At 48.0% G+C, this 22,854-nt stretch carries 21 protein-coding genes; 14 read left to right on the forward strand and 7 right to left on the reverse strand.

Features of this window, described 5'->3' with window-relative positions; translation table 11 throughout:
* Positions 1 to 117: 117 nt before the first annotated feature.
* Together mobF and AC1S52_RS17250 are read right to left on the reverse strand one after the other, a co-directional pair.
* Complete coding sequence (mobF, locus tag AC1S52_RS17245; RefSeq protein WP_482030272.1) at positions 118 to 2,031, reverse strand: MobF family relaxase; 1,914 nt, start codon at positions 2,029 to 2,031, stop codon at positions 118 to 120.
* Between the two features lie 6 nt (positions 2,032 to 2,037).
* Positions 2,038 to 2,526, reverse strand: a complete 489-nt coding sequence (locus tag AC1S52_RS17250; protein WP_482030273.1) for a hypothetical protein — start codon at positions 2,524 to 2,526, stop codon at positions 2,038 to 2,040.
* Positions 2,527 to 2,891: 365 nt separating this feature from the next.
* Here AC1S52_RS17250 and AC1S52_RS17255 point away from each other — a divergent pair, with 365 nt between their 5' ends.
* From AC1S52_RS17255 to AC1S52_RS17295, 9 genes are all read left to right on the forward strand, one after another.
* The gene (locus tag AC1S52_RS17255; RefSeq protein ID WP_482030274.1) at positions 2,892 to 4,040 is read left to right on the forward strand and encodes a ParM/StbA family protein; all 1,149 of its coding nucleotides are present in this window, start codon (positions 2,892 to 2,894) and stop codon (positions 4,038 to 4,040) included.
* 8 nt (positions 4,041 to 4,048) lie between these two features.
* Positions 4,049 to 4,576, forward strand: coding sequence for a hypothetical protein (locus AC1S52_RS17260; RefSeq protein ID WP_482030275.1), 528 nt, complete (start codon positions 4,049 to 4,051; stop codon positions 4,574 to 4,576).
* Positions 4,573 to 4,719 carry a hypothetical protein gene (locus AC1S52_RS17265; RefSeq protein ID WP_482030276.1) on the forward strand — a complete coding sequence of 49 codons (147 nt, stop codon included), beginning with the start codon at positions 4,573 to 4,575 and terminating at the stop codon, positions 4,717 to 4,719. The genes AC1S52_RS17260 and AC1S52_RS17265 overlap by 4 nt, the downstream gene beginning before the upstream one ends.
* Positions 4,716 to 5,807, forward strand: coding sequence for a SpoIID/LytB domain-containing protein (locus AC1S52_RS17270; protein ID WP_482030277.1), 1,092 nt, complete (start codon positions 4,716 to 4,718; stop codon positions 5,805 to 5,807). Before AC1S52_RS17265 ends, AC1S52_RS17270 begins: the two co-directional genes overlap by 4 nt.
* An 87-nt stretch (positions 5,808 to 5,894) precedes the next feature.
* Positions 5,895 to 7,190 (forward strand): pentapeptide repeat-containing protein, encoded by a 1,296-nt coding sequence (locus tag AC1S52_RS17275; protein WP_482030278.1) that lies wholly within the window; start codon positions 5,895 to 5,897, stop codon positions 7,188 to 7,190.
* A gap of 41 nt (positions 7,191 to 7,231) precedes the next feature.
* Complete coding sequence (ssb, locus tag AC1S52_RS17280; protein ID WP_482030279.1) at positions 7,232 to 7,954, forward strand: single-stranded DNA-binding protein; 723 nt, start codon at positions 7,232 to 7,234, stop codon at positions 7,952 to 7,954.
* A gap of 10 nt (positions 7,955 to 7,964) precedes the next feature.
* Entirely contained in the window at positions 7,965 to 8,186 is a 222-nt protein-coding gene (locus AC1S52_RS17285; protein WP_482030280.1) for a Mo-dependent nitrogenase C-terminal domain-containing protein, read from the forward strand.
* A gap of 100 nt (positions 8,187 to 8,286) precedes the next feature.
* On the forward strand, positions 8,287 to 10,566 hold the full coding sequence (gene topA, locus AC1S52_RS17290; RefSeq protein ID WP_482030281.1) for a type I DNA topoisomerase: 2,280 nt from the start codon (positions 8,287 to 8,289) through the stop codon (positions 10,564 to 10,566).
* 155 nt (positions 10,567 to 10,721) lie between these two features.
* Complete coding sequence (locus AC1S52_RS17295; RefSeq protein ID WP_482030282.1) at positions 10,722 to 11,333, forward strand: Uma2 family endonuclease; 612 nt, start codon at positions 10,722 to 10,724, stop codon at positions 11,331 to 11,333.
* Between the two features lie 125 nt (positions 11,334 to 11,458).
* Here AC1S52_RS17295 and AC1S52_RS17300 read toward each other — a convergent pair whose 3' ends face one another.
* Positions 11,459 to 14,068: a two-partner secretion domain-containing protein gene (locus AC1S52_RS17300; protein WP_482030283.1), complete on the reverse strand. Its 2,610-nt coding sequence runs from the start codon at positions 14,066 to 14,068 to the stop codon at positions 11,459 to 11,461.
* Between the two features lie 185 nt (positions 14,069 to 14,253).
* Between AC1S52_RS17300 and AC1S52_RS17305 the strand changes: the two genes are divergently transcribed.
* The 3 genes from AC1S52_RS17305 to AC1S52_RS17315 all read left to right on the forward strand — a co-directional run bounded on the left by AC1S52_RS17305 (position 14,254) and on the right by AC1S52_RS17315 (position 17,881).
* A complete protein-coding gene (locus AC1S52_RS17305; RefSeq protein ID WP_482030284.1) occupies positions 14,254 to 15,600 on the forward strand; it encodes a cytochrome P450 in 1,347 nt (448 codons plus the stop codon).
* Between the two features lie 171 nt (positions 15,601 to 15,771).
* A complete protein-coding gene (locus AC1S52_RS17310; RefSeq protein WP_482030308.1) occupies positions 15,772 to 16,059 on the forward strand; it encodes a gamma-glutamyltransferase in 288 nt (95 codons plus the stop codon).
* 157 nt (positions 16,060 to 16,216) lie between these two features.
* Positions 16,217 to 17,881, forward strand: coding sequence for a ShlB/FhaC/HecB family hemolysin secretion/activation protein (locus AC1S52_RS17315; RefSeq protein WP_482030285.1), 1,665 nt, complete (start codon positions 16,217 to 16,219; stop codon positions 17,879 to 17,881).
* Here AC1S52_RS17315 and AC1S52_RS17320 read toward each other — a convergent pair.
* From AC1S52_RS17320 to AC1S52_RS17335, 4 genes are all read right to left on the reverse strand, one after another.
* Positions 17,878 to 18,528 (reverse strand): hypothetical protein, encoded by a 651-nt coding sequence (locus tag AC1S52_RS17320; RefSeq protein WP_482030286.1) that lies wholly within the window; start codon positions 18,526 to 18,528, stop codon positions 17,878 to 17,880. The genes AC1S52_RS17315 and AC1S52_RS17320 overlap by 4 nt on opposite strands.
* Positions 18,529 to 18,552: 24 nt before the next feature.
* Positions 18,553 to 19,278, reverse strand: coding sequence for a hypothetical protein (locus AC1S52_RS17325; protein ID WP_482030287.1), 726 nt, complete (start codon positions 19,276 to 19,278; stop codon positions 18,553 to 18,555).
* Positions 19,279 to 19,432: 154 nt separating this feature from the next.
* Positions 19,433 to 20,647 (reverse strand): ParB/RepB/Spo0J family partition protein, encoded by a 1,215-nt coding sequence (locus tag AC1S52_RS17330; RefSeq protein WP_482030288.1) that lies wholly within the window; start codon positions 20,645 to 20,647, stop codon positions 19,433 to 19,435.
* Positions 20,647 to 21,276, reverse strand: coding sequence for a ParA family protein (locus tag AC1S52_RS17335; protein WP_482030289.1), 630 nt, complete (start codon positions 21,274 to 21,276; stop codon positions 20,647 to 20,649). The genes AC1S52_RS17330 and AC1S52_RS17335 overlap by 1 nt, the downstream gene beginning before the upstream one ends.
* A 720-nt stretch (positions 21,277 to 21,996) precedes the next feature.
* Between AC1S52_RS17335 and AC1S52_RS17340 the strand changes: the two genes are divergently transcribed.
* Both AC1S52_RS17340 and brxE read left to right on the forward strand, forming a co-directional pair.
* Positions 21,997 to 22,269: a helix-turn-helix domain-containing protein gene (locus AC1S52_RS17340; RefSeq protein WP_482030290.1), complete on the forward strand. Its 273-nt coding sequence runs from the start codon at positions 21,997 to 21,999 to the stop codon at positions 22,267 to 22,269.
* Complete coding sequence (brxE, locus tag AC1S52_RS17345) at positions 22,259 to 22,840, forward strand: BREX-6 system BrxE protein (RefSeq protein ID WP_482030291.1); 582 nt, start codon at positions 22,259 to 22,261, stop codon at positions 22,838 to 22,840. The genes AC1S52_RS17340 and brxE overlap by 11 nt, the downstream gene beginning before the upstream one ends.
* Positions 22,841 to 22,854: the final 14 nt, after the last annotated feature.

Genomic DNA, 22,854 nt, shown 5'->3' on the forward strand with positions numbered 1-22,854 from the left:
CCTCCCAATTTGATGAGGACATCATTGATCCGGTTGTTGATGTGGCTCATTCCTCTGGGATGGTATTGAATGAGCGATGCAGTTAGGGATGCAGTGCAGAAGATGATGAGAACCACCTCAAGGGGTTTGGCGAAGTTCCATTTCTTCTTGCCAATCGGAATCTCCAGCCACGGTTGGCGCTGGTTCCTGTTTTGGTCGGGCGTTGAAGATAGATCGGTCTGGATTGACTTCGAGTTCATTGGCAATGTGGAGAGCGTTTTCAGTTGCGCCTTCAATTCGAGGATGCTCTGATTTGTCTGCTTCAGTTGTTCGGTAATCAGGTTCAGGTGCTGTCCAGTCGAATCCTCGACTTTCTGTTGAGGTTGTTGTGGTAAAGACTTCTTCAAGTCTTCCAAAGTCTCCTGCAAGTTGACTAAGGGCATCTGAAGATCGGTTCGCCTGGATGTTGTCTCTAGCAATTGTTTGAGTGTGATCAAACTCTTGGGCAAGGGTTGGAGCAGGGTAATCAGTTGCTCCATCTGCTCGGCTGTGGCAGGTGCTGGAGCTGTCCACCCTTCCCACAAATTGGGAGGAATTGGTCTCGATTGAGGATGAGACCGTCCCAGGTTCTGGCGATAGTTGACTGCCTGATTGTGCGTTGGAACTGCTGTGGTACTTGCTGTTGTTGCTCGATCGCTCTGGAGTTGTGTTCTCGATGTCGGGTGTCCTGAGACCACTGGCTGCCCATTGATCTGTTCTGGGTGTGACTCCAGTAACGGACCCGCGATCGCTGATTTCTGCGGCATCTGAGTTGTCTGTGCCGTTACCTTCGGCTGAGGGACTTCCAGTACCGTGTCTGCTGCTGGTGATTGTAATGTCGGCGGGGAGAGTGAGTTTGCCTCCTTCGCTTCTGTAATCTTGTCTTTCATTTCTTGAAAAATCATGGTCGTTCTTTCTAATGAGAGGAGTCGGGTGGTGGTTGATCGCCTGTTGTAGATCAGCAAAGCTCACCTGTCCTGGTTGTTGCAGGACTAAACGCTCAATTTCTTCACGGCGAAAATCGATGCCTTGTTCAGCCAATACAGTCAGGCTCTGAGCGACCAGGGTTGGGGCGAGTTCCTTTGAGGTCTGAGTCATGAGTGGATGAATCGGAGCTATTTGCAGCATTTGAGCGGCGATTGCTTGCTCTTGCCAGTGCTTTAACAGGTCAGACCGAGGGACATTATGTTTGCGGCTACGAGTCACACGGGTTGCTGCCCACTCCTTTGTTTTGCTGCTGGCATCGACTCCAACAGCCGCTTCAATTTGCTGGGTACGGGTGCTAAACGCCTTAAGTTGACGGTCAGAAAACCCTTCCAAATCCCAAAGTCCGTGACGCTGATCTGTGATGTGAATTCGGTAGCCCAAAGCTTGAACCTGCAATGCCAACTCATTCCGGTAAATTTGACCCAGTAGCATCTTTGCTTGATAAATTTCAGCATTATCCAGGCTCTGCCACCTGCCGTTATCAGGTCGGCGCTGAAGATTCAAAATGACATTGTGAGTATGAAGCTGTGGATCGAGTGAACGGCTGGTGTCGTGGTAAAAACTGGCGATCGCTAACTCTCCGGTTTGCACCTTGCGTCGTTTGCCTCCCTCCCGCAAGCAAACGATGGCGTAGCGGTCTTCCAGGACTTGCAACATCCTGGCATTCGCCTGCTGTTGAGCCGCTTCTAATCGGTGGTCCCCAAATACCAACGCCTGAATGCTGACAGATTTAGGCGCACTGGCGGTCACATCAATTCCAGCCCGTTCAGTCGGGGGAGCTTTGTTGGTATCTCTAGCATTGAGTTGCTGTTGATGCAATCGAAGCTTGTCAATCAGTACCTCTCCCTTTACCGCTCTGCCATTCAGCAGGTTTTCCAGCTCAAAGTGGTTGACCGATCCTCCCACACCCAACGGCTGCAACAACTTTCCACTCCAACGGGACAACTGCATTTGGCTGGAAATATTTTTGGATGCGTAATAGTGGTTGGCATGGGATGGAGAGACATTGGTGAGTGAAACAACCATCGATCGCTACCTCTGTGCTAAAGTCTCTGCTTCGATTTGCTGTAGCCGGAGTTTAAGTGATTCAATCAAGTCTTTTCGCTTCAGTTTGAGAGCATCACTGGCAGTGTCTGTCGCCACACATTCCAGCAGAACGAAACAGGCTTCCTGGGTTTTCTGAAGCAGGGATAGGTGGGTCAACTGTTTCAGGTGCGATCGCTGGTCATCCACCTGTGCTTGCATCGACTCCACCCTTGCCATCAGTTTCTCCATGAGCGGCGTGGCGAATTGGAAGTTTGTGGAGGTGGCTGGAGGGGTATTGGAAACAGCCGACTTTTCACCAAAACTTCCATCTGGAAGTAATTGGCATCCAGCTGCCTGGGCTGCTTTGCCCAGTCGAATCCAGTCGCGGATGACATGAATCGGTTTTGCTCCGCGATCGCTAGCGATTTGTTCAATCTCTTGCCCTTCCACGATCGGCAGGGTGATATGGAAATCTTTGGACGTTTTGGTGCTCATGGAGATGGAAACGCATGGAAATGGCATTTGGAAATGGAAAGGAAATGGAATTTCCATCAAGCCGTTGGGTGTGGGAGGTCAGATGAGGTGAATATTGGAATTTCCATTCCTCACCGTACCGCTGTCATCTGACTGGGAGATGGCACAAATCTACCAACTTCGCGCTAAATCGCAGACCAGTGCCATACGCCAGTCAGATCACAGGTTTAGTCTGAAAATAGTGGACCTGCAAAAAGCTTATCTGGATTCACTTTCAGAAATAGTATCGACCATCTACCGACCATTCAACGACCCAAAAAAGCAGTTCTGAGCCATCTACCGACCATCTACCGACCACTCAACGACCAGAGAGGTAAAAACAAGCAATGGTAAGTGTTACAGCCGTACCTATTTCAACATTGATACCGGAGAAGCCTGCCACGATTTACCTCGCTGGGGACTTAGGTAAGTCTGCCTGTAAGTTCCTCTATTGGAATACTGCTGAAGAACTCCAGCCTCTCTGGTTGGGGTCTGATGTCGCTGAAGGAGTGAGTCCCTCCGTTATCCACAAATTTGATGCGGCTGGAGACCTGGCTGAATCTATCTGGTTGCAACTGGGTGACAGTACGATTCTGGTGGGTAACTCTGCCGCCGATTATGGCAGTAGCTTTTCGGCGGACAAAGTTCAGGTTGCTGCCTATCAAGTTGTCGCGGCGCTGGGCTTAGCGGCAGTTCAACTGGGGATTCAAGCGTACAATGCGGTCATCTCCCTGGCGGTTCCACTCAACGAGTATCGCTTCAAGGCGGAAATTGAAACCCGGTTGAGGGCGATCGGGGAAGGTGTTGTCTTCTGTGGACGGCAGCAGCAATTTACAGTGACTTCCTCCTTTTACCCAGAAGGCACAGGGCTATACCTGCTGCATAAAAAAGAGCGAGAACAATCGACTGCGGCTCCTTACTCCCGACGAGTCGTTGTCTTGATGATGGGACACCGAAACTTATCTGTTCTCGTCTTTGAGGGCGGCAGACTCAACGCGAACCAATCCCAAACCAGTGACAACTTAGGGTTTTGGAATTGTTTCAAGGCGGATGCGACCTCCTCTGGCATCCGGGAAGCCGATTACCCCTCGCTGATGGCAGCGGTTACCAGCGGCAAACCGCAACAGCTTTCCAAGGTGGCAGGTGGCTTGAAAGATTTTTCAACGGCAGCACAGGCTGTCAGAGAAGGTTTGATGAGTCGAGTGGAAACCTTCTGTCGGGACAATGTGATGGATCTGTTGATTAACAGCGATCGCCAGACGGACATTTTGGTTGGCGGTGGAGTGGCGCATGTGATGCGTTCTGAATTGCGAGACTACTTCACCCAATTGGGGTTGGCTGAGAATTTGTACTTTGCCGATGGCATGGGCGGACGACTGCTGACCCTGGCAGAGCAAACCCGTAATGCTCAAGGAGACTTGGCGCGTCCGCTCCGGTTTGCGGATGTGTATGGGTTAGCTCAGGCACTGGCAGGCAAGGTTAGTCGGGGACGTTAGAGGAGACAATGGCACTTTCAAAAGTTGCGAAGAAACAGACGGGGCGATCGCGCCGGGAGTTTTCCTACAAGGCAGAGGATGGTACGACGGTTGCCCTTCTGATTGATTACTTCAATGGCAAGCTTGCCTCTCTAATTTCGATTCGGGAGGGCAAACGTCGAGCGCTGGAAGCGATGTCGGGTTTTTGGCAAGCTTATGCGCTCAGGGCGAGTGGCGCTGAGACCGATCAGCAAAAGGAGGCTGCCCGGTATTCGATCACAGTATTGAGCCAGCAAATTCGGGCGATTTGTGAGGACTTTGGAGTCGTGTCGCCCTTCACTGAGTCACTGCCAACTGCCAACGCTAATTCAACGGTGCTTGATGCCCTGATGCAGCTTCTGCAATCTGGCTCGTCCACGACTCAGCACGTTTCACCACTCAAAGCTGCCCCTGAGTCAACTCAAAACGCTCGCCCAGTTTTAGAAGCAGACAGAGTGTCTGTTGGACTGGAAGCCATTTATGTCGATGACGACGAACTATTAGGAGACCTGGCATGACCGAACTGATTAATGGCGTAATGATAACCACTGGCGTTTTGGCAATCGCCCTCCATGTGTTTGCCCTCACCAGGCAGAAGAGAAATCGCCGCCCTATTTACTACCTTCCTCCGACGCAGTCACAGGAGTGGTTTGAGCAATGATGACGCTACCGATTAGACGTTGGGTTGGTGTGGGGATGGTAGGGGTCACGGGAGTCATCCCACTGACACCATTGATTGGAGCAACGGCACAAAGAACTACGGCTCAACCTCAACCCCAACCCCCAACATCAACAACTCTCTCCCCCAGTTTGATTGCACCAGGTCCCTCTACAGCAACCAACCCCTCAACCACAAAATTCAACCTCACTCTCAAACAACAGCCAACAGCAAAACAACGCTCCAAGTCTTCTAAACCTGAGAGCAAAATATCCAAAAGTAGGGCTAAGTCATCGACAGATCCATCGAGTGATGCTCCACCCACCGCACCCACCGCACCAGTTCAATGGCAGGTAGTGCCGCCAACGTCCACTTTTATTCGAGTGCGGGTCGCCTCTCACTCAAACCAATTGCAAATTGCCACCTCTACTCCAGCAGATATCCTTGATGCGGATGGCAAGGTTGTTGCCAGTCTAAATCCCAATCACCTGTACTTGGCAGAGGTCGGCTCTAATGGCTTACAGGTTGGCTCTCAAACAATTCCCAATGGTGCGTTGATCAATCCGGGTTCAGAAGGCTTAACATTCGTGGATGGGCATTGGTATCGCGGAGTTTTGCAGCTTGTGTCTGACGGGGAAAACCTGCTGGCAGTTAACTGGGTTGACCTGGAAGAATATCTCTACGGTGCGGTTGGGGCTGAGATGCCACCTTCATGGAATATTGAGGCGCTGTGTTCTCAAGCGATCGCTGCCCGTTCCTATGCCCTTTCATTTTTAGAGCAACCCGCCAGTCCGTACTTCGATCTTGGAAATGATGAATACCATCAAGTTTACCGGGGTGTTGAGGCTGAAACTGATTCGACAATCGCTGCTGTAGACTCTACTCGTGCTCAAGTGCTGACCCAAAACGGGCGAATTTTAATGGCGCAGTATGCCTCCACGGAGGAGGTTAGCCGTGAGGCTCATGGGGGAGTGGGCATGAGTCAAACAGGAGCACAGAATTTGGCGGAAGCAGGCTACCATTACGCTTCCATTCTTCAAACCTATTACCCATCTGCTCAACTCTCACTGCTATCCACAACAAGCAACTGAATGTCAGACAGTTCCTGACCAGTGCCATACCGATGCAAGATCGCAGATTTAGTCTGAAGTCATTGAGTGTAAATCAGAGGTCATTCAGTGCAACGTTTCCGCTGGCAACAACTCCTACCAATCGCTTGCGCGACTCTTGCGGTATCGGCTTTGCCGTGCGCCCTTGCTCCGTCCCTCTGGTTCGCAGGAGTCGCCCATGAAGGTGATTCTTTACCCACTCCCTCCCCTTCTACTGACTTGCCTCCGATCGAAAAACTAAAGTTGCAACTTCAGCAGCGATCGCCATCACCAGCTACACCCGAAGCGACTTCACAAGAAGCATCAACTCCTCTAGTCACACCGATCCCGGTTCCGTCTCCCCAAACAACACCCGCTTTATCCGCAGGGAAGCCGCGAAGCCACGGGGCGAGCATACCGCTTCTGCTGTTTATGAGTGGAGGTACTGTGAGTGTTGTTGCTATAGGAGTGGCTTTTACTAAGAGAGGAGATCGCCGTTCCGAACTCGATTTGCATGAGCAGCAGGAGGACACCTCCGATTCCGTTCAGGTGCCTGAAACCAGCGTTGATGAGTCCCCGGAAGAAGAGGAGCAACTTCCCCCCTTTGCTTTAGCAGATGGGTTGGAATTTCTCCTATCAGGCGACCTCAACGGTTGGAACCAGTGGCGTGAGGCATACCCAAATCAAAAGTTGAACCTGTCTAAGATTGACCTCTCCGGTCGTTCTTTGCCGGGGGTTAACCTCTCCCGTGTTGATTTGTCCGCCTCGAACTTAGATCGTACCGACCTCTCCAGTGCTGACTTAAGCTATGCCAACCTTAATGCTGCCAGGTTGCGGGGAGCAAAGTTGACCAGTGCCAAGCTTGCCTTCGCAGATTGCCGTAGAGCTTCACTCCAGGGAGCAGACTTGTCATTTGCCGATCTGACCTACGCCACGCTCAATGAAGCCAATCTGATTTCGGCTCAACTCAAATCCGCTAATCTCAGTCATGCTCGTTTGATCAATGCCAATTTGTCCCATGCTTTTGCGAAATGGGCAATCTTGCAGTCTACGGTCATGACGCAGTCCATCGCCCAACGCACCAATTTTGAAGTGACCCAAATGATGGGCGTGGGGCTGCAAAGAGCAGACCTCTCTCATGCCGACTTCAGGTGTGCCCTGCTCTATGGGGCAAAGACTGAAGGCACTAATTTCACTCAGGCTGACTTTCTGGGTGCACAAATTGAAAACTGGCAATGCGACCAGTGGACTAACTTTTCTGGAACCGTTTTGGAGGAAGAAGCCACTCAACCTCTTCCTGCTGCACCTGTATCTCAGCCTGCTAGCTGGATTTTGTCGCAGGTTGGAGCGATGGAGTATCCCGAAATTGTTCCTAAAGCTGCCTGAGCGGGTTTTCTAACCTTAACCAAAATAAAAAGGACATTTCTATGAACAATATCTTTCTGACCGGAACTCTGATCCGTGCTGAACTCCGGCATACGTCCCAAGATCAAACACCCATCTGCGAATTTGACCTGGAATTTCAGTTTGAGCGTAGAGATGCGGTGGTCCGAGAAACCGTGACGGTTACGGCTTGGAATGAGTTGGGAACAGACGTTTACAACCAATTTCCGGTTGGTAGTCGAGTCTTAATTGAAGGGCTGACTCAAATTGAGCAAATTTCACTTGCCGAAAATCGCACGATCCCACGATTGAGTATCCGGGCATTACGGGTTCAAAATGCATCCCCAGAGCAGATGCTGAATAGCGTGATGTTGGTCGGGTATGTCGGGAGCGATCCAGACCGCAAGGACCAGGAGTCCGGCAACGTTGTCGCCAATCTTTCGCTGGCGATCAATCGAACCAAATCGGAAGAACCCGACTGGTACTCATTGGAATTATGGAATAAACGCGCCGAAGTTGCGATGAACTACGTTCGCAAGGGAAGTTTGATTGGGGTTACCGGGTCACTCAAGATTGACCGTTGGACAGACAAAGCAACCCAGCTTCCACGAACCAAGCCTGTGATTCGAGTCGATCGCTTGGAACTGTTAGGCGGTAAGCGCGAAACAGGTTCAGAAGAAACGGAGGCGGTGCCAGACGTTGAAACACAAACACCCGAAGTAGCACCGAACCGCAAGCGTAAAACTGCAAAAGCATCAGCCGCATGAGGAGGGCACCATGCTGAAACCATTCAAGAACTGGCTTGGCTACTGGCAAATCGAGGACAGCTATACAGCCACTCTGATTTGTTGGTTGATTCCTGCAAGTTGTCCATTTGCCCGCAAGATTAAACTGTTCGGTCGAACGATCGCCAGCATTCCACCGTTATGCCAACTGAATCCCTTTTACGACCAACTGATGAGTCTCCGTTTCCGTGCCTTGACTTTTCTTGAGCTTTGAGGTGATTTCAGCGATGCAATATTGGTAACTGAGCCGTTTCTCACCTTGGAAAGGACGCTTGTACTAAAATTCTGACAACTGTATGGATGTGTTTTAACAAATGGCGACCTCCACTCTCAAACGCTCTAGTTCCGCGACAGGGCATTCCAAAGGCTCGAAAGGCAAACCCCTGATCGTCATTGAGGCTCCAGGGAAACTGGCAAAACTGCGGCACATTCTCGGAGATGACTATCTGATTCAGGCGAGTGGAGGTCATATTCGGGAACTAGCGAATGATGGCGATGAGCATCTAGGGTTTGACCTTGTGGGCGACCATGTGCAGTGTCGTTGGGAAGCCCGTGGGTCACGCGGCAAACAGGCGATCGCGCAATTGCGAGAAGCGGCAAAGCACGCTCAGAGTGTCATTCTGGCAACCGACGAAGACCGGGAAGGCGAAACCATTGGTTGGCATATTGCTCAGGCATTGGGATTGAAAACCGTTCAGCGAATTACCTATCGAGAAATTACACCCGCTGCCGTCAGAGCTGCGATCGCCCATCCTCGACCGATTGATTTGAATCTGGTTCATGCTGGGATTTGCCGTTCTGTTTTAGATAAGCTGGTGGGTTATCGTGGTAGCCCTCTCGTTTGGGCGTTAAACAATGGCGCGAAATCGATCGGTCGGGTTCAGTCTGCGACCCTTCATCTCGTGGTCGAACGGGACTTGCAAATTCGCAACTTCCAACCCCAAGATTATTGGTCCTGCTACGTGGATTACAAAGAAGGGTTTCGAGCGTTTTACTATCGAGGTGGAAGCAGCACGTCTACAGAAGAATCCGTTGATGATGCCGTTGATCCAGCAGATAAAAAAGCTCCTGAATCCGACCGGGTGCTGAGTCAGGCAGAAGCCGATCGACTTATCCAGTTTGCTCAACAATATCCGCATCGGGTGGTCAGCATTGACGGTAAAACAGTCAATCGCACGCCGCCTGCTCCCTTTACGACTTCCACCCTTCAGCAGGCAGCCGGGTCTAAACTGCGATTGTCGCCAGAAAAGACTATGCAGCTTGCCCAAGGACTGTACGAAAAAGGTATCATCACCTATCACCGCTCCGACAGCACCTACTTGAGTTCGGAGTTTGTTCAATCGGTGCGGAGTTGGCTTTCCAGTCATGACCCAACGAATCTGCCGCAGAAGGTCACTCAGCACAAGAGCGGCAAAAATGCCCAGGAAGCTCACGAAGCGATTCGCCCCACGGATGTTCACCGTTCATCCGAGTCCCTCAAAGCGGAACTGGACGCGGATGCTTTTTCACTCTATGTGATGATTTGGAAACGCACCGTCGCATCGCTTTGTCAGCCTGCACGAATCCGGCAAACGCGCATCATCACTCAATCCGGTGATGTGCAGTGGCAGGCGAGAGGTCAGGTGGTTGAGTTCGAGGGGTTTGCCAAGTATTGGCGCTCACTGGGTCAAGATGCCGAGTTACCGATCGTGCAGCAGGGGCAGGCACTGAACCTGGAGCGGGCGGCGCATGACAAGAAGCAGACTCAACCGCCACCCCGCTATAGCGAAGCCCAGCTCGTTGCTTTGATGGAACGCAAAGGGATTGGTCGCCCCTCCACCTATGCACCCACCATTGGAACGTTGAAGCAACGGGATTATGTCAGTGTGGTCAAAAGCAAACTACAACCAACAGAGGTGGGTGAGCAGGTCGATCGCTTCCTGGTTCAAGCCTTACCCAAGTTGGTCGATGTTGGGTTCACCGCAGAGATGGAAGCTTCACTCGACCAAATTGCCAGTGGTGAACTGAGTTGGGAGCAGTGGCTCACCCGTTGGAACCGCGAGTATTTTGCTCCAGCGCTGGAGCAAGCACGGAAGGTAATTCCCACCCATGCCAGTGAAGCGCCAGCCAGAAAGACTCCTGATGTTTCTGATACCCAATGCCCTCAGTGCCAAACGCTGATGATTCAACTTCCTTCAAAGAAGGTCAAGAAGGGATTCTTCCTCAAGTGCCAGAGTTGTGAATCGGTGATATTTTGGAGCGTTCGCGCAGCGTCTCCTTCGGAGAATCGCACCAGAACTTGGGAATCACCGCGTGTCAAGTCGGAGCAGTCAGAAGATGCTTCCGGAAAGTTAACCGAGCACGCCTGTCCAGTCTGCAAGAAACCATTGGAGGAATACGGCTACCAGAAAGATGGGCAGCCAAAGGTGATGCTGCGCTGTTCGAATGTGAAAGCACGGCAACAGAAGAAGCATGAGGGGGCAGTCTACTTCCAAACGTCGAACGGATTTTGGAGTCCTAAGTTTGGAGAGTTGGGGAGTGAGAAATCCGGTAAAGATCCTGTTCAGATAACCAAGCATAAGTCTGTGGAAAAGCTCAGAGGCCGCAAGCAGTAGGTTGCAAAGATCAAGATATTCTGCACGGTTGAAGCTCCAACCATGCAGAAGTTCAATGTTGGTGCGGGTGTTCAACTAAGCCGCAAACTTGAGTGGGCGCTGAATTTTGATGATGCGATAATTGGAGCATCACAGACGGCAAGGATGGTGCGAGGATGACCATTGCAGCTCGAAAACTGACGTTTGAGGAATATTTGTCCTACGACGATGGCACCGATACCCGCTATGAATTAGTCGATGGAGAATTGATTGCCATGAGTTTGGGCACCGGACGACATGGCAAGATCATCAAATTTGTGGATGATACGTTGAATTCATCCATTCAACAATCTGGGCTGGATTGGACTTCTCAACGGCTGGCAGTGGGCGTGCAATCCCCGCGAGGATACCGTTGGGATACCTGCCGCATTCCCGATGTCACTGTGTTGACATTAGAGCAATGGTCAGATATGGATGATTCTCTTGCAGAGACACTCCGTGAACGCGAAGCTGTCATTCTGGCGCATCAGGCTCCGCCTAAACTAGTAGTAGAGGTTGTGAGTCCTAGCACTCAAACCGAAGATTACCGGGCGAAATGGGTGGAATATTCGGCGTTAGATGTTGCAGAATACTGGATTATTGATCCGATTCAAAACAGGGTGACGATCTGTGTACTCGATCAGGGGCGCTATCAGGACACGATTTACCAGGGTGTAGACCGCATCTTTTCCCCAACCTTCCCAACTTTAAACCTGACCGCAGAACAAATTCTCAAGGCTAATGCATGAATTCGATGAAAATCGTGCGACCCTTCCGGTATCTGCGTAGCAGCGTGCCCCTTTTCCTTCATGGCCACATCATTCCTCCATTTGCCCGACCAGTGCGACAAATCGCAGAAGCTCAAGAGGTATGATTACCGTTTTACACATCCGGTCAATGCATCAGAATGGTAAGAACTTGATGTACCAGGTGTAACAGCGAACCGAACGGTATTTGCAGAGGCCCTTTCCCATCCTTGAGCCTCCACGATCGCTTGCCCTTTACCCGAAGGTGCTGTACTGCTTTGGGATTGCGTTTGCTCTGGGTCTCTCCAACCCCCCTGACTCCCTAAAAACTCATCCGGGTTGATTGGAATCCCTCCCGTCCCACTAATGGTAAAACTGTTGGCATTGGCGGTAGTACCACCGCCACACGTTACCGCCACTTCAGGAACCGCTGGAGATGGCGCGGCTTGAACGCCACTCCGCGACAAATCAATGTCTGGAGCTTGGATATCAACGATCCCGCTAAATTCTGTCCCACGGGCAGAGGTTGCTGTAAGAATGCTGCCAGGAGATAGTAAAACGCCTTTTGAGACAATTAGAATACGTCCACCAAATGCACTAGCAGAATTTGCAGTAATACGATTTGGAAATCGTACTGCTCCCACTAAGTCGGAAAAAATACTGATGTTGCCCCCATTACCAAGACCGAGTGCTGAGGCATTGATAGATCCTTGATTTAGAGCAAGCAAGTTAGATCGAATTTCAATGTTGCCGCCATCGCCATTGAAAGTTAAAGCAGAAATCTCACCTCCTCTAGTGAGTTGAACGCGGTTTGCACGAATAGAGGCTGTCCCTGCGTTCCCAATACCCGTATTTTGAACAGTCACTAAAGCTGTATCGTCAATTCTCACATGATTGGCATTGATAGTAACGCTGCCTCCTTCTGTTGAAGGAATAATTTCTGATGTGTTGAGAACGGTAGATGTAAAAGCGTTCCCTAAACCTGCCCCTGATCCAACAATGCTTCGGCTTGGTTTGTCGATTGGAGTAGGCTCATTCAACAAACCTAGTGCTGCTAACAAACCAACAAATCCTGGAGTTGTTTGAAGTTGGCTCTGCAAATCTGCCTGTGTTAACCGTGCTGTACCCGCTACAACAATATCAGAAGCATTAACTGTTAGAGATCCTGCTTTGCCAAAGCCAGACGCAAGTGTTGCAAGTTGTGCGCCTCCTAAGACGCGAAGATTTTTAGTCGTAAGAAAGACATCTCCACTTGATCCAGTATTGGTTGCCTGAGATCCTACAAACGTCGCTACAAAAGACAGTATTGCTGCTCGTGTGCTAAGTGAAATGACTAACTTAGGAGTTCCACCATTGATTAACGTTGAATCAATTGCATTGATATAAGTGTCTCCAGCTCTGCCATTAGAGTAGGAAACATTATTGATGATGCCACTGTTTTCAACATTTAATTGCGTGGTTGATATTTGGGTATTTCCTGCTTGTCCTGAACCGTATGTTGCTGTAACCACACTACTTCCGACCGCAGCAGATTCACTAGGAGAAATGTTACGGATATCAACTAGGCGATTCGCGTTAATAAAAATTCCAGGTCCTTGACCGGAACCAAAGGTCAAAGAGGTTACATAAGCAGATTGATCCAACCGAACTTCAGGTGCATTAATAAAAATATCAGCGCCTTTGCCTAAAGTGGTATCGCTCACGATGCTACGTTTCCACTTTTGCACAATCGGTAGTAAATCTTGACGGTTAAATGGTGTCAAACCAAATAGATTGACCTGATCTGTAGCATCGACTTGAATTACTCCAAGTGAACCTATTCCTGTATTTGAAATGGTGATTAGAGATGCATCATTGAGGGTTACACTTCTTCCTTGTAAATGGATATTGCTAAACCGATCTCCAGTAGCATCTAATGCAGATTGTCGTATTAAGGTAATTGAATCGAAAGCAGTGGCTCCAGAGTAATCTACTCCGAATCCACCAGGGACAGAAAAAAGAGACGCTGTTCCACTCTGAACACTTCCAACCTCAATACGTCCAGAAGGAGCTGTTAAAATACCTCCCTGGAATTCAACAGGACCACCCAGTAAAGCTAGAGTCCTTTCAGGTTGAACTCGCAGACCTGTTTGACTTTGTCCCTGACCCGTTAACAGAAGTGAAGCAGAAAAAGCGTCTCCAATCGAGACGACAAACTGTTCATGCCCATAACCTTGAACCTGTATGGGACCCGGATTTAAGAACCCAAGTCCAACTGGAATACTACTTGTTAAGAGAGCAGTAGAAGATGTTGGGCTAGTACTGAATTCACTTCCATCAGCAAAGAGCAGACGGTTCGCAGTAGTTGCTAGAAATGAACCTCCGATATTTAATTTGGCATTGGGACCGAAAAGAATTCCATTTGGGTTGATTAAGTAGAAATTGGTGGCTCCATTTGCCCTGATAGTTCCATCGATCGCAGAGATATTTCCGCCTGTGACTCGTGTAAAAATATTTTGGATGTTAAGAGCATTATTGAAAAAAGCCTCTCCCCCAGTCACAACAGAGAAGTTGCGAAAACTGTGGAAGAGATTATTTCCACTAGCTGTTCCCCCTTCTATGATGCAAACTGTACAACCTGGAGTGACCGTTGAGTTAGTGGGAAGGGTTGCATCCGGTACAACTTGAGAATATGCTGCCGTTGAACTCAATCCAACCGAGATTAAACTACCGATCAGCCAAATCACAGGTCTTTGCATAATCTCTCTAAAACAAGTAACAACTGAATGTTCAAGCTAAACTGTTTGAATTTTAGGGGAACCTACTAGCTACAAACTATCTCTAAAGATAGATGTTGAGCGCTTTTCGACCCTCTGTTTCAAGTTCTATAGCTAAACTATAGAACGTCAATCTCACAATTTCGCCTCTCTAGCATTTAAAATCCGTGAAAACATCTCTTCCGCCAGGTCCCACGACACCCGAACTTGTTTGGCGCATTCAAGGTCTTTTTAATCCACTAGCGTTATTAGAAGATTGTCACCAGCAGTATGGGGATATATTCAGACTGCCTTATACTGAGGCGAATGTAGTTTGCGTGGCTAGTCCAACTGGGCTTCAAACTATTTTCACAGCATCATCAGAAGTATTGCAATCCAATCAACGAGGTAGTGTTTTTCAGTTGGTTTTGGGCGAATACGCTTTAGTGTTTTTAGAGGGCGATCGCCACCAAAACCATCGCCGTTGGTTAGCACCACCATTTCATGGTGAAAACCTACGTCATTGGGGAAATGAGATTTGTCGAATTACGGAAGAAGTCATCTCTCAACAACCTGCAGGACAGACGTTTGTAGTCAGAACTGTAATGAAAGAAATTGCACTGCGCGTAATTTTGCAAGTAATGTTTGGATCTTATGGGGAGCGAGTTAAGCGACTACATTCTCTGCTCAACGGTTTCTTCAAAGATTTAGATTCTCCTTTAAGTGCTGCTGCCCTTGTGTTTCCCTTTCTGCAATTAGATTTAGGGGCATGGAGTCCTTGGGGACAGTTTGTACGACAAAAACTGGAAATCAATGAATTGATTGCATCTGAGATTCGAGAGCGCAATTCTAGTCGTGCTGTTGACTCTGAGCTTGACTTAATAACGATGCTGCTTCAAGTTCGTGATGAAATGGGATGCCCAATGACTGAGGCAGAAATTCGAGATGAGTTATTAATGCTCATTTTTGCAGGGTATGAGACAACAACTTCCGCGATCGTGTGGATGCTTTATTGGACACACTTTTTACCTCAAGTTAGATCTCGATTAGAGTCTGAACTGAAGACGTTGCCAACTTCACCTGATGTCATGGAAATTGCTCAACTGTCCTATTTGCGGGCTGTATGCCAGGAGACATTGAGGATTTATCCAGTGGCAGCTGGCACGTTTGCTCGCCGTATTTCTAAACCTCTCGAAGTAGATGGCTATCTTCTTCCAGCAGAGACCGTGATTAGCCCTTCCATTTATCTCGCGCATCGTCGTCAATCTGTTTATCCCAATCCATCTCAGTTTCGACCAGAACGTTTCTTGGAGCAAAGCTTCTCAGTGTATGAATACTTGCCTTTTGGAGGTGGTAGCCGCCGATGTTTAGGCGGAGCATTCGCGATGCTTGAAATGAAACTGATAGTAGCGACACTCCTAACTCGATCGCGATTGGCACTGGTTGAATCGAATCCAATAAAGCCTGTTCGTTACGGAATTACGATGGCACCTCCTACTAACTTACAAATGAGATTAATTGGATTGGGTTGGTGATGAACTTCCAAGATGGCTTTAATAAAGGCATTTTAGAGCAGCCAGTCTGAGTTTTTGTTGAGCAAGGCTTGTGAGATCGCTCCAGGTAAACGCTCGCTTAGTTGAATGGCCCGACTATTGCAATGAAAGATGGAAAGCCCTGCATTGTAACCGGAAGCTGAGGGTCCTACAATTTCAACGACAATCCTGCAAATTTTTAGCAACACCGTAGTTTGCGGTACGACACTGGAGCAATCTGTTGCCGTACCCCGTATTCATTACCAGGGACTTCCCAATGTGGTCGTGACAGAACCATTTGCCCTAAAGCCAGCCGTCGTCCAATCTTTATGGGAAAAGGGCTATCGGGTCATTTCTCTCCCAGGTTGGGGGGCTGCGGAATCAATTTTGATTGGTCAAGATTCTACCTTTCACGGAGCAAATGATCCTCGTAAACCCGTAGGGCAGGCAACGGGATACTAAATTTTTATTGCCAATATTCTTTTTGTGAGGATACGAAAGTACTTCTATAGGTATATTTTTTAGTTGTCATTTTGTAATAAAAGTTACTGAAGTTCCTGAATTTCAGTCCGCTTTGAATTGCTATCTTTCTGCTATCCTAACCCTTGGCTTATGGTCAATGGGCGTTTCTGCTAGCGCCCAGGTTCCTAATGCTGCGCCTCAATTGCCGTCTCCAATTCTGCCCAGATCATCCTCAACACCCGAACTTCCGCTATCAGCACCTCAACCACCGCCTCTAGAACAGCCACCACCGCTTTCACCTCCGCCTGAGCCATCGGAAACTCAAGAAACCATTGAAGTTTCTCGATTTGAGTACCGGGGAAACACGGTGTTTAGCAAACAAGATCTGGATGTCATCACTGCTCCCTTCATTGGTCGGCGTATAACCATTGCCGAGTTGTTCAAAGTTCGATCTGCCATTACCCAACTGTATGTTGACCAGGGATATGTTACCTCTGCTGCATTTATCCCAGTTGAAGGAAATGAGGCGGTTCAAATCCAAGGGGGTGTGGTGACGATCCAGATTGTTGAAGGGAAACTAGAACGCATTGATATTACTGGCAGTAATCGACTAGGAAACTACATCAGACCACGATTAGAAACAGCCGCTAATCCGATTTTGAATGAGAAGAAACTGCTCGAAGCATTGCGACTGCTTCAGTTAGATCCACTTATTCTATCAATTTCTGGAAATCTAAAATCTGGTAGTCAGCCGGAGTTGAGTGTTTTGAGCGTCAATGTGGAACCTGCTCCAACGTTTAGAGCCACAGTCGAACTCAACAATCGTCGCTCGCCAACGATTGGAACGCTTGAAAGGCGTATTGGATTAACGCAAGCAAATTTATTAGGACTCGGAGATGGATTGCAGGTTGGCTATGCCAATACCAATGGCAGTAACGAAGTAGATCTTGACTACACCATTCCAGTCAGCCCACGCAATGCAACAGTCTCTTTTCGATACAGTAGTCTTTTCAGTCGGGTGATTGAGGAGCCGTTTGATGAATTTGATATTCGAGGAAACTCTCGAATCTATGAATTAACCTTCCGTCAACCCATTATCAGAACTGCCACGGCTCAATCATTCAAAGAGTTTGCGATCGGCATTACGGCTTCTCGCCTAGAAAGCGACACTTCACTCTTGGGCGTAGACTTTCCTCTTTCTGCTGGGGCAGATGACAACGGCAAGACGCGAATCTCAGCGTTGCGAGTGTTCCAAGAATATACTCAACGGAGCAATCGTCAGGTTTTACTGCTGCGATCGCAGTTTAGTTTTGGGCTAGATGTTCTGGGTGCGACAACCAACTCCTCTCCACCAGATAGCCGCTTTTTTGTTTGGCGAGGACAGTTCGCATTCTTGCAGCGGTTAGGATCACGTCCCTATTTGCTGCTCCGCTCGGATCTTCAGTTTGCCGATCGCCCCTTAGTTCCTTTAGAGCAGTTCAGCATTGGCGGTCTTTCTACAGTTCGAGGTTATCGGCAAGATGCCCTACTTGGAGATAACGGTGTTGTGGGAGCGATCGAATTGCATTATCCAGTTGTTTCAACTCGAACGATGGAATTACAACTGATTCCATTTCTGGATGTTGGGTATGTGTGGAGTAACCAGGCTGTTGGATTTGATCGTAATACTCTGGCATCTTTGGGGCTGGGTGTGCAATGGACCTGGGGAAACTTGATTGTCAATCTCAGCTATGGAGTTCCTTTGATTCCTCTTCCTCGAATTGGAGACACGTTGCAGGAAAATGGATTGAATGCCTCCATCAAATATATCTGGGCTTTTTAAGACTTCACCCAGACTCCCTCTGTCTGGTAAAAGTCGCCCCGTTGCTCAATCGCATAGCCTCCGAGCAGCAATGCTAGCCAAATCTCGATGAACGGCATCTGGAGCGATCGCTGAAGTTCCAATAGAGAAACGTCCTGACTTTGATGCTCTTTCATCCAATGGGCGATTGCCCCAATCCAGGCAGAAATATCTTCATCGTGGGCAACGGCAAGCGCGTCTTGCTTGGCTTCTAACTCCATTTGAGCTAGAAACTCTAGCAGGTTACTCTTATCAACCGCACCTGCTACAGAGTCAGACGGTTGTGGAGTGCGTTGCCATAAATCTGAGTCGTCTAGAACGTCATCGAGATTCAACGTCATGGTCTGCCGTAGAACCTCATGCAGCAACTCACTGGTTAGAATCGGTTCATCCTGGATGGGATTATGTCTTTCTTCCCACTCTTCCAACAAATGATTGGCGCGGCAGGCATAAATTTCAACGAGTTGAGCCAGAATTGTGCCTGCAAGCTGCAACTGCGCTTCTTGAGGTAGCCCAACGAGCAACTGCTCCAACCTCTGTAGGAGTTGATGTAAATTGGCAGAACTAGGATCAGCGATCGCCCGTCCAATCGCCAGATCTAAATCTAGTTTTGCTTGCTCTATCTGCATCGAGTTAGCGAGAGAGTTGTCTAATTATAGGGTGGCTGAAAGTTTCAATGGGCAGGGATTGAGGGGACATTGCTCGACTGGAACTTCTTTCACTACATCCTCAAATTTGAGAACACCAAATTGCTGATTCAGCGAGATCAAGAGTTGCTTAATGTAGTCAGTGACTTTGTCCGCTCTCATGCCCATACAGTGTACAGGTTTGACCTCAGCGATTTTCTGAGTTCCCTTCCAGACCTCCGCTGCCACTGCATGAACCGGAGTGTGGGGAGATTGGCGGTACAAGACGAGGATGGCAGCGGTCACCTCTGGAATCAACGGTGGCTCAACCTCAACCACTTCATGCGACGGATTGGTAACGGGTAGACTTAGCTTTTGAACATTTCGCCTTTTGCGACTCTGATCATCCCATCGGCGATACTGGGACTGCTCAAGTTTCCAAAGTTGCGTTTTGATGCGTTCAATTTGGCGTTCAAGCTGCTGCACCTGCTTGCCACGATCGCAAGCTGCCTCATACTGGGCAATTTTTTCAACGGGAATGTAAAGGCTCTTTTTTCCATTGGGAAGGAGTTTACCCCTACCAGCCCGAAGTCTGGCATATCTACAGGTTTCCTTTGCTGCAATGGAGGCGGAGCCACCTGCGGGCGATCGCTCAATTCGGACTCCGATGAGGTAGTCCCCCATTCCTTTGAATGTTTCCAACTCCGCTTCTAAAGCTGACAGATGGGTTTTCAAATCCCTGTCTGCTGACATAGTATTCGTGTTACTTTCTATCTTGAATTAAAGTAACACGAATACCTGTTTGAGTCAGCCTCCAGACAAACTCATCTTTCTTCCTCCTCCAGAAACGCCTAAATAGCTGCCAGTCCTTTTTTGAGTTCGCTCTTAGCACCAGTAGGAATCTAAGCTATTTGCCCTCAAGAAGCTGGTCAATCTCCCGAATACGTTCTTGTAAAGACTCTCGGATGCTTCTTAATTGATCAGGTTTGAATTCATCTAGCTTAATGTTCTGGATTTGTTTGACCGTCTTTACTGATTTTTCTACGATTGGGTCTGGTTGTTTCGCTGCGGGATTATGGTCCTGAATTGTTTTTCGGATGAGGTCGTTTGTTTCTTTTTCAGTAAGCTCTTGCTCTGCAATGCGATAAGCAAGTTGTGAGCGAACTTGTTTAGCATCCGCTTCATTGGTATTTAGAGCTTCAGCAGTCAATTTATTTATAGCCATGATTTTCCCAGAACTAAGTCCTGTTTCTTGAACCACAGCTTTAAGATCGTCGGTTATCGAAAGGAGTGGAAAGACATTCGCTGAAATTGAAGCTGGGTTGAACTGGCGATCAAGTAATATCTCCAGAATATCTCTGCCTTCTGATGACTCTAGTCCAAGACTATCGAGCCACTCTCTTTGCTTCTCGATTGGCTTATTTACCATCTTGGTTAATTCCTTTAGTTTGCCAAATTTTCTGATTTGATAAATGACGTTGTTGAGGATTTTAGGAAAGTCAATTTGCTTTTCCTCAAGGTGAGGATGGCGGCTACAGATGATCCGAACGAGTCCATTCGCAACATCTAAGTCATGAAGTTTTTCAGTGTCTTTCCCTGTGACAAACTGTTGTTCAAAACGAGTCGCATCGTCTAAGGACTCGTGATGCGGAAGAAGTACTGCACGCAGAGTCGCTAAACCGGCCTTTGGTCCTGACAGCCGTCGAACTGCTCCATCAAATAATCGATATCTACCATTCTCTTGAGGAATGAGAATGATTGGAGAAATTTGTCCATTTCGCTTTAAACTCTCTGTTCGCTCTTCAATAAGAGCGCGCGGGAAAATGGTTCTTGGTTGATTTGGATCAGGATCAATGAGATCTATTTCAACAATATGCTCACCGCCGACAGCGGCTAATTGCTTAGTTAAATCCTGAATTTGTTGTTCTAAAAACTCTTTGTCTTGGTCGGTGTTTGCTTGTTGTCTAAGCTCAATCACTTCATGCTCAAGGTCTTGGATTTTTTGATTCAACTCCTCATTGAGAGCGGTTGTTGGAGCGACTGTTTGCGTAATTGGAGAAGAAGAAGACAATCCAGATGCATTTTGGCGAATTAAATCAGTTAGGTTACGCTTTTGTGCCATTAGTTCCACTCCTTCAATTCGGTCAATTCTTTTACAAGTCTTCGGTAATCTGAAGCAGCTTCTGTCCCGTTCTTCCCTTTCCATTGAATAATTGGAAGCCCATCGAGAGGGGCACGTTCATGAGCTTTGTAAGCTCTAATAAAAGTATTAAAAACAGGTACTCCGGCTTCCATAAAAGTGTTCTGAGCTGCCATTGCTTCATTTAAGCTACGGGGATCAACTTTTGTAAGACAGACCCGATGGGGAACTCCTACTGGATGGATAGCAAGTTGAATCGTTGCAATTAAGGCTTGTATATCCAAAGGGGCTGGAGGAGTCGGGAGAACAATGTAATCTCCAGTATGGATAAGCGTTGTGAATGTTTCGCTATCAAGGTGAGGTGGGGTATCACAAACAATCAAGTCATAGTCCTCGACTGTTTTTAAGTGCCTCAAGACATTGGGATCAGTCTCTGTTGCAATTTCAAAGTTCTGATTTCCCTGTTGTGCCCACCATGTTGCACTTTCTTGGGAGTCTGAATCGACTAGAAGTACTCGGCTTTTTTCGGCAAAGACGGCTGCAATATTGAAAGATGTAGTGGTTTTGCCCACTCCTCCCTTACCGTTCAAAATAACCAGAATCTTACCCATGAAATTCCTCGTAAGGCTTGCCGTGTCTATATTTGAGGGGTCAGACAGTATTTACAATCTCAAGATTGTAAGTGTATGCATTGGAGTTTGCAATCTTAAGATTGTAAATATCGTACCCCCTTTCTTGAGCTTTGAGCCATCAAACTTCCAAGCGGGGGTCTTATTTTTGAACTCGATATTCGTTAAATCTGGTTGGAATCCTTTTTGGAAAAGGTGAAGTAGTACAATCGCTCTAGATATAAATACTACGAATCAGAATTTCGCAGCCTCTTTATTCCCTTCTAAAAGGCGTGTCAGAGCCATTTTTGCAAATCGATAGACTGAAATAGCTGATTCTAGGACTGAAAACAGGTAGAAAATTGACATGTCCATATAAAGCTGTCTGTTGCTATGTCTTTTCCTGCTCCACCTGATTTTCCCCTTGATAGCAGGCTTGACTTAAGCCAGTTTGTTAGATCTCTCTTTGCAATCTTCTGATGCTTCGTGTAAGGGGCTCAACGTTCTTTAGATCTTGTTTGAGCGTGGGAAATCTTGCTCTCAGTCAATTCTCCCTGGTTCAGGATGGTAGATGGCGAAATTTTTAACTTGAATTTCTGAGATATATAAAAGTTTGTGAAGCATGTCCAGTTAACTGTAACAGTTTGCAGAACGTTGTTGAGATAGAGGTTACGCTCTGATATAGCAAGTGCATAAACATCTGGATACTACCCTCTATATGACATGGCTATTGAAAAACCCCTAGAAAAACAATCTGTTGAAATGGCTGAGATGGTGCGTGAGGTTCGCAAGCGCCTTGGGCTGTCTCAGGAGAAGTTTGCTGCCAAGTTAGGGGTTTCGTTCTCAACCGTTAATCGCTGGGAGCATCACCGTTCAGTCCCATCGCCACTGGCTCTTAAACAAATTCGGGAATTGCTAGAGCGAATGGGCGATCGCGGGCATGACCTTCTAGAGCGATATTTTCTGGAGGAGCTGGAATTAAACAGTGAAGAGTAGTGCACGGGATATGGCTGTAATCAAACTCCCATCAGATATCCTCGACCGGATTCTTGCCCTCCAGGTAGCTGTTGCTTGGGCTGGTGAAACAGAGCGGTTGGGCTGGTGGCATACCGATCTGATTGACCAGGGCGGTGGCGGCTATTTTTTGGCAGAACTGTTGCCTAAGACCCATCAATGGGCTGGTGTTGAGGCAGCGAGGCAATGTGCGATTCTAGCAGACCGACAAAAGCGTTTAGCGATGGCTCAACCAGACGCTATGAGGACACTATTCTTTTGGGGCTTCACTGTTGATGAACAGTTATTGGACCGTCTGAAGGAACATAAGCAGGGAAAGAAAAGCTTTGAAGCAGTGCTGCGCTTGGAAGTCAGGCTAGATGCTCCTTTTTCTAACAAGATTTTTGAAGATATGGTTTGTCTATCTAATGAGGAGGTGAGTTTTACGGTGATGCCTAGTGGGCGGCAGATCAATAACCCAACGCCTAACGGGTTCGACCTTTGTGCTCAAAAGCTTGCTGCTGCTTTACTTCCACTGACAAACGATTACCCAATGCCATTTTATCGTCTATAGAGCTTTCAATCTTT

The organism is Kovacikia sp. CALU 1929 (assembly GCF_056784235.1).

What these genes read in the sequence shown, in the direction of transcription:
- mobF (WP_482030272.1), bottom strand. Translation starts at nt 2,031, where the DNA reads ATGGTTGTTTCACTCACCAATGTCTCTCCATCCCATGCCAACCACTAT.
- AC1S52_RS17250 (WP_482030273.1), bottom strand. Translation starts at nt 2,526, where the DNA reads ATGAGCACCAAAACGTCCAAAGATTTCCATATCACCCTGCCGATCGTG.
- AC1S52_RS17255 (WP_482030274.1), top strand. Translation starts at nt 2,892, where the DNA reads ATGGTAAGTGTTACAGCCGTACCTATTTCAACATTGATACCGGAGAAG.
- AC1S52_RS17260 (WP_482030275.1), top strand. Translation starts at nt 4,049, where the DNA reads ATGGCACTTTCAAAAGTTGCGAAGAAACAGACGGGGCGATCGCGCCGG.
- AC1S52_RS17265 (WP_482030276.1), top strand. Translation starts at nt 4,573, where the DNA reads ATGACCGAACTGATTAATGGCGTAATGATAACCACTGGCGTTTTGGCA.
- AC1S52_RS17270 (WP_482030277.1), top strand. Translation starts at nt 4,716, where the DNA reads ATGATGACGCTACCGATTAGACGTTGGGTTGGTGTGGGGATGGTAGGG.
- ssb (WP_482030279.1), top strand. Translation starts at nt 7,232, where the DNA reads ATGAACAATATCTTTCTGACCGGAACTCTGATCCGTGCTGAACTCCGG.
- AC1S52_RS17285 (WP_482030280.1), top strand. Translation starts at nt 7,965, where the DNA reads ATGCTGAAACCATTCAAGAACTGGCTTGGCTACTGGCAAATCGAGGAC.
- topA (WP_482030281.1), top strand. Translation starts at nt 8,287, where the DNA reads ATGGCGACCTCCACTCTCAAACGCTCTAGTTCCGCGACAGGGCATTCC.
- AC1S52_RS17295 (WP_482030282.1), top strand. Translation starts at nt 10,722, where the DNA reads ATGACCATTGCAGCTCGAAAACTGACGTTTGAGGAATATTTGTCCTAC.
- AC1S52_RS17300 (WP_482030283.1), bottom strand. Translation starts at nt 14,068, where the DNA reads ATGCAAAGACCTGTGATTTGGCTGATCGGTAGTTTAATCTCGGTTGGA.
- AC1S52_RS17315 (WP_482030285.1), top strand. Translation starts at nt 16,217, where the DNA reads ATGGGCGTTTCTGCTAGCGCCCAGGTTCCTAATGCTGCGCCTCAATTG.
- AC1S52_RS17320 (WP_482030286.1), bottom strand. Translation starts at nt 18,528, where the DNA reads ATGCAGATAGAGCAAGCAAAACTAGATTTAGATCTGGCGATTGGACGG.
- AC1S52_RS17325 (WP_482030287.1), bottom strand. Translation starts at nt 19,278, where the DNA reads ATGTCAGCAGACAGGGATTTGAAAACCCATCTGTCAGCTTTAGAAGCG.
- AC1S52_RS17330 (WP_482030288.1), bottom strand. Translation starts at nt 20,647, where the DNA reads ATGGCACAAAAGCGTAACCTAACTGATTTAATTCGCCAAAATGCATCT.
- AC1S52_RS17335 (WP_482030289.1), bottom strand. Translation starts at nt 21,276, where the DNA reads ATGGGTAAGATTCTGGTTATTTTGAACGGTAAGGGAGGAGTGGGCAAA.
- AC1S52_RS17340 (WP_482030290.1), top strand. Translation starts at nt 21,997, where the DNA reads ATGGCTATTGAAAAACCCCTAGAAAAACAATCTGTTGAAATGGCTGAG.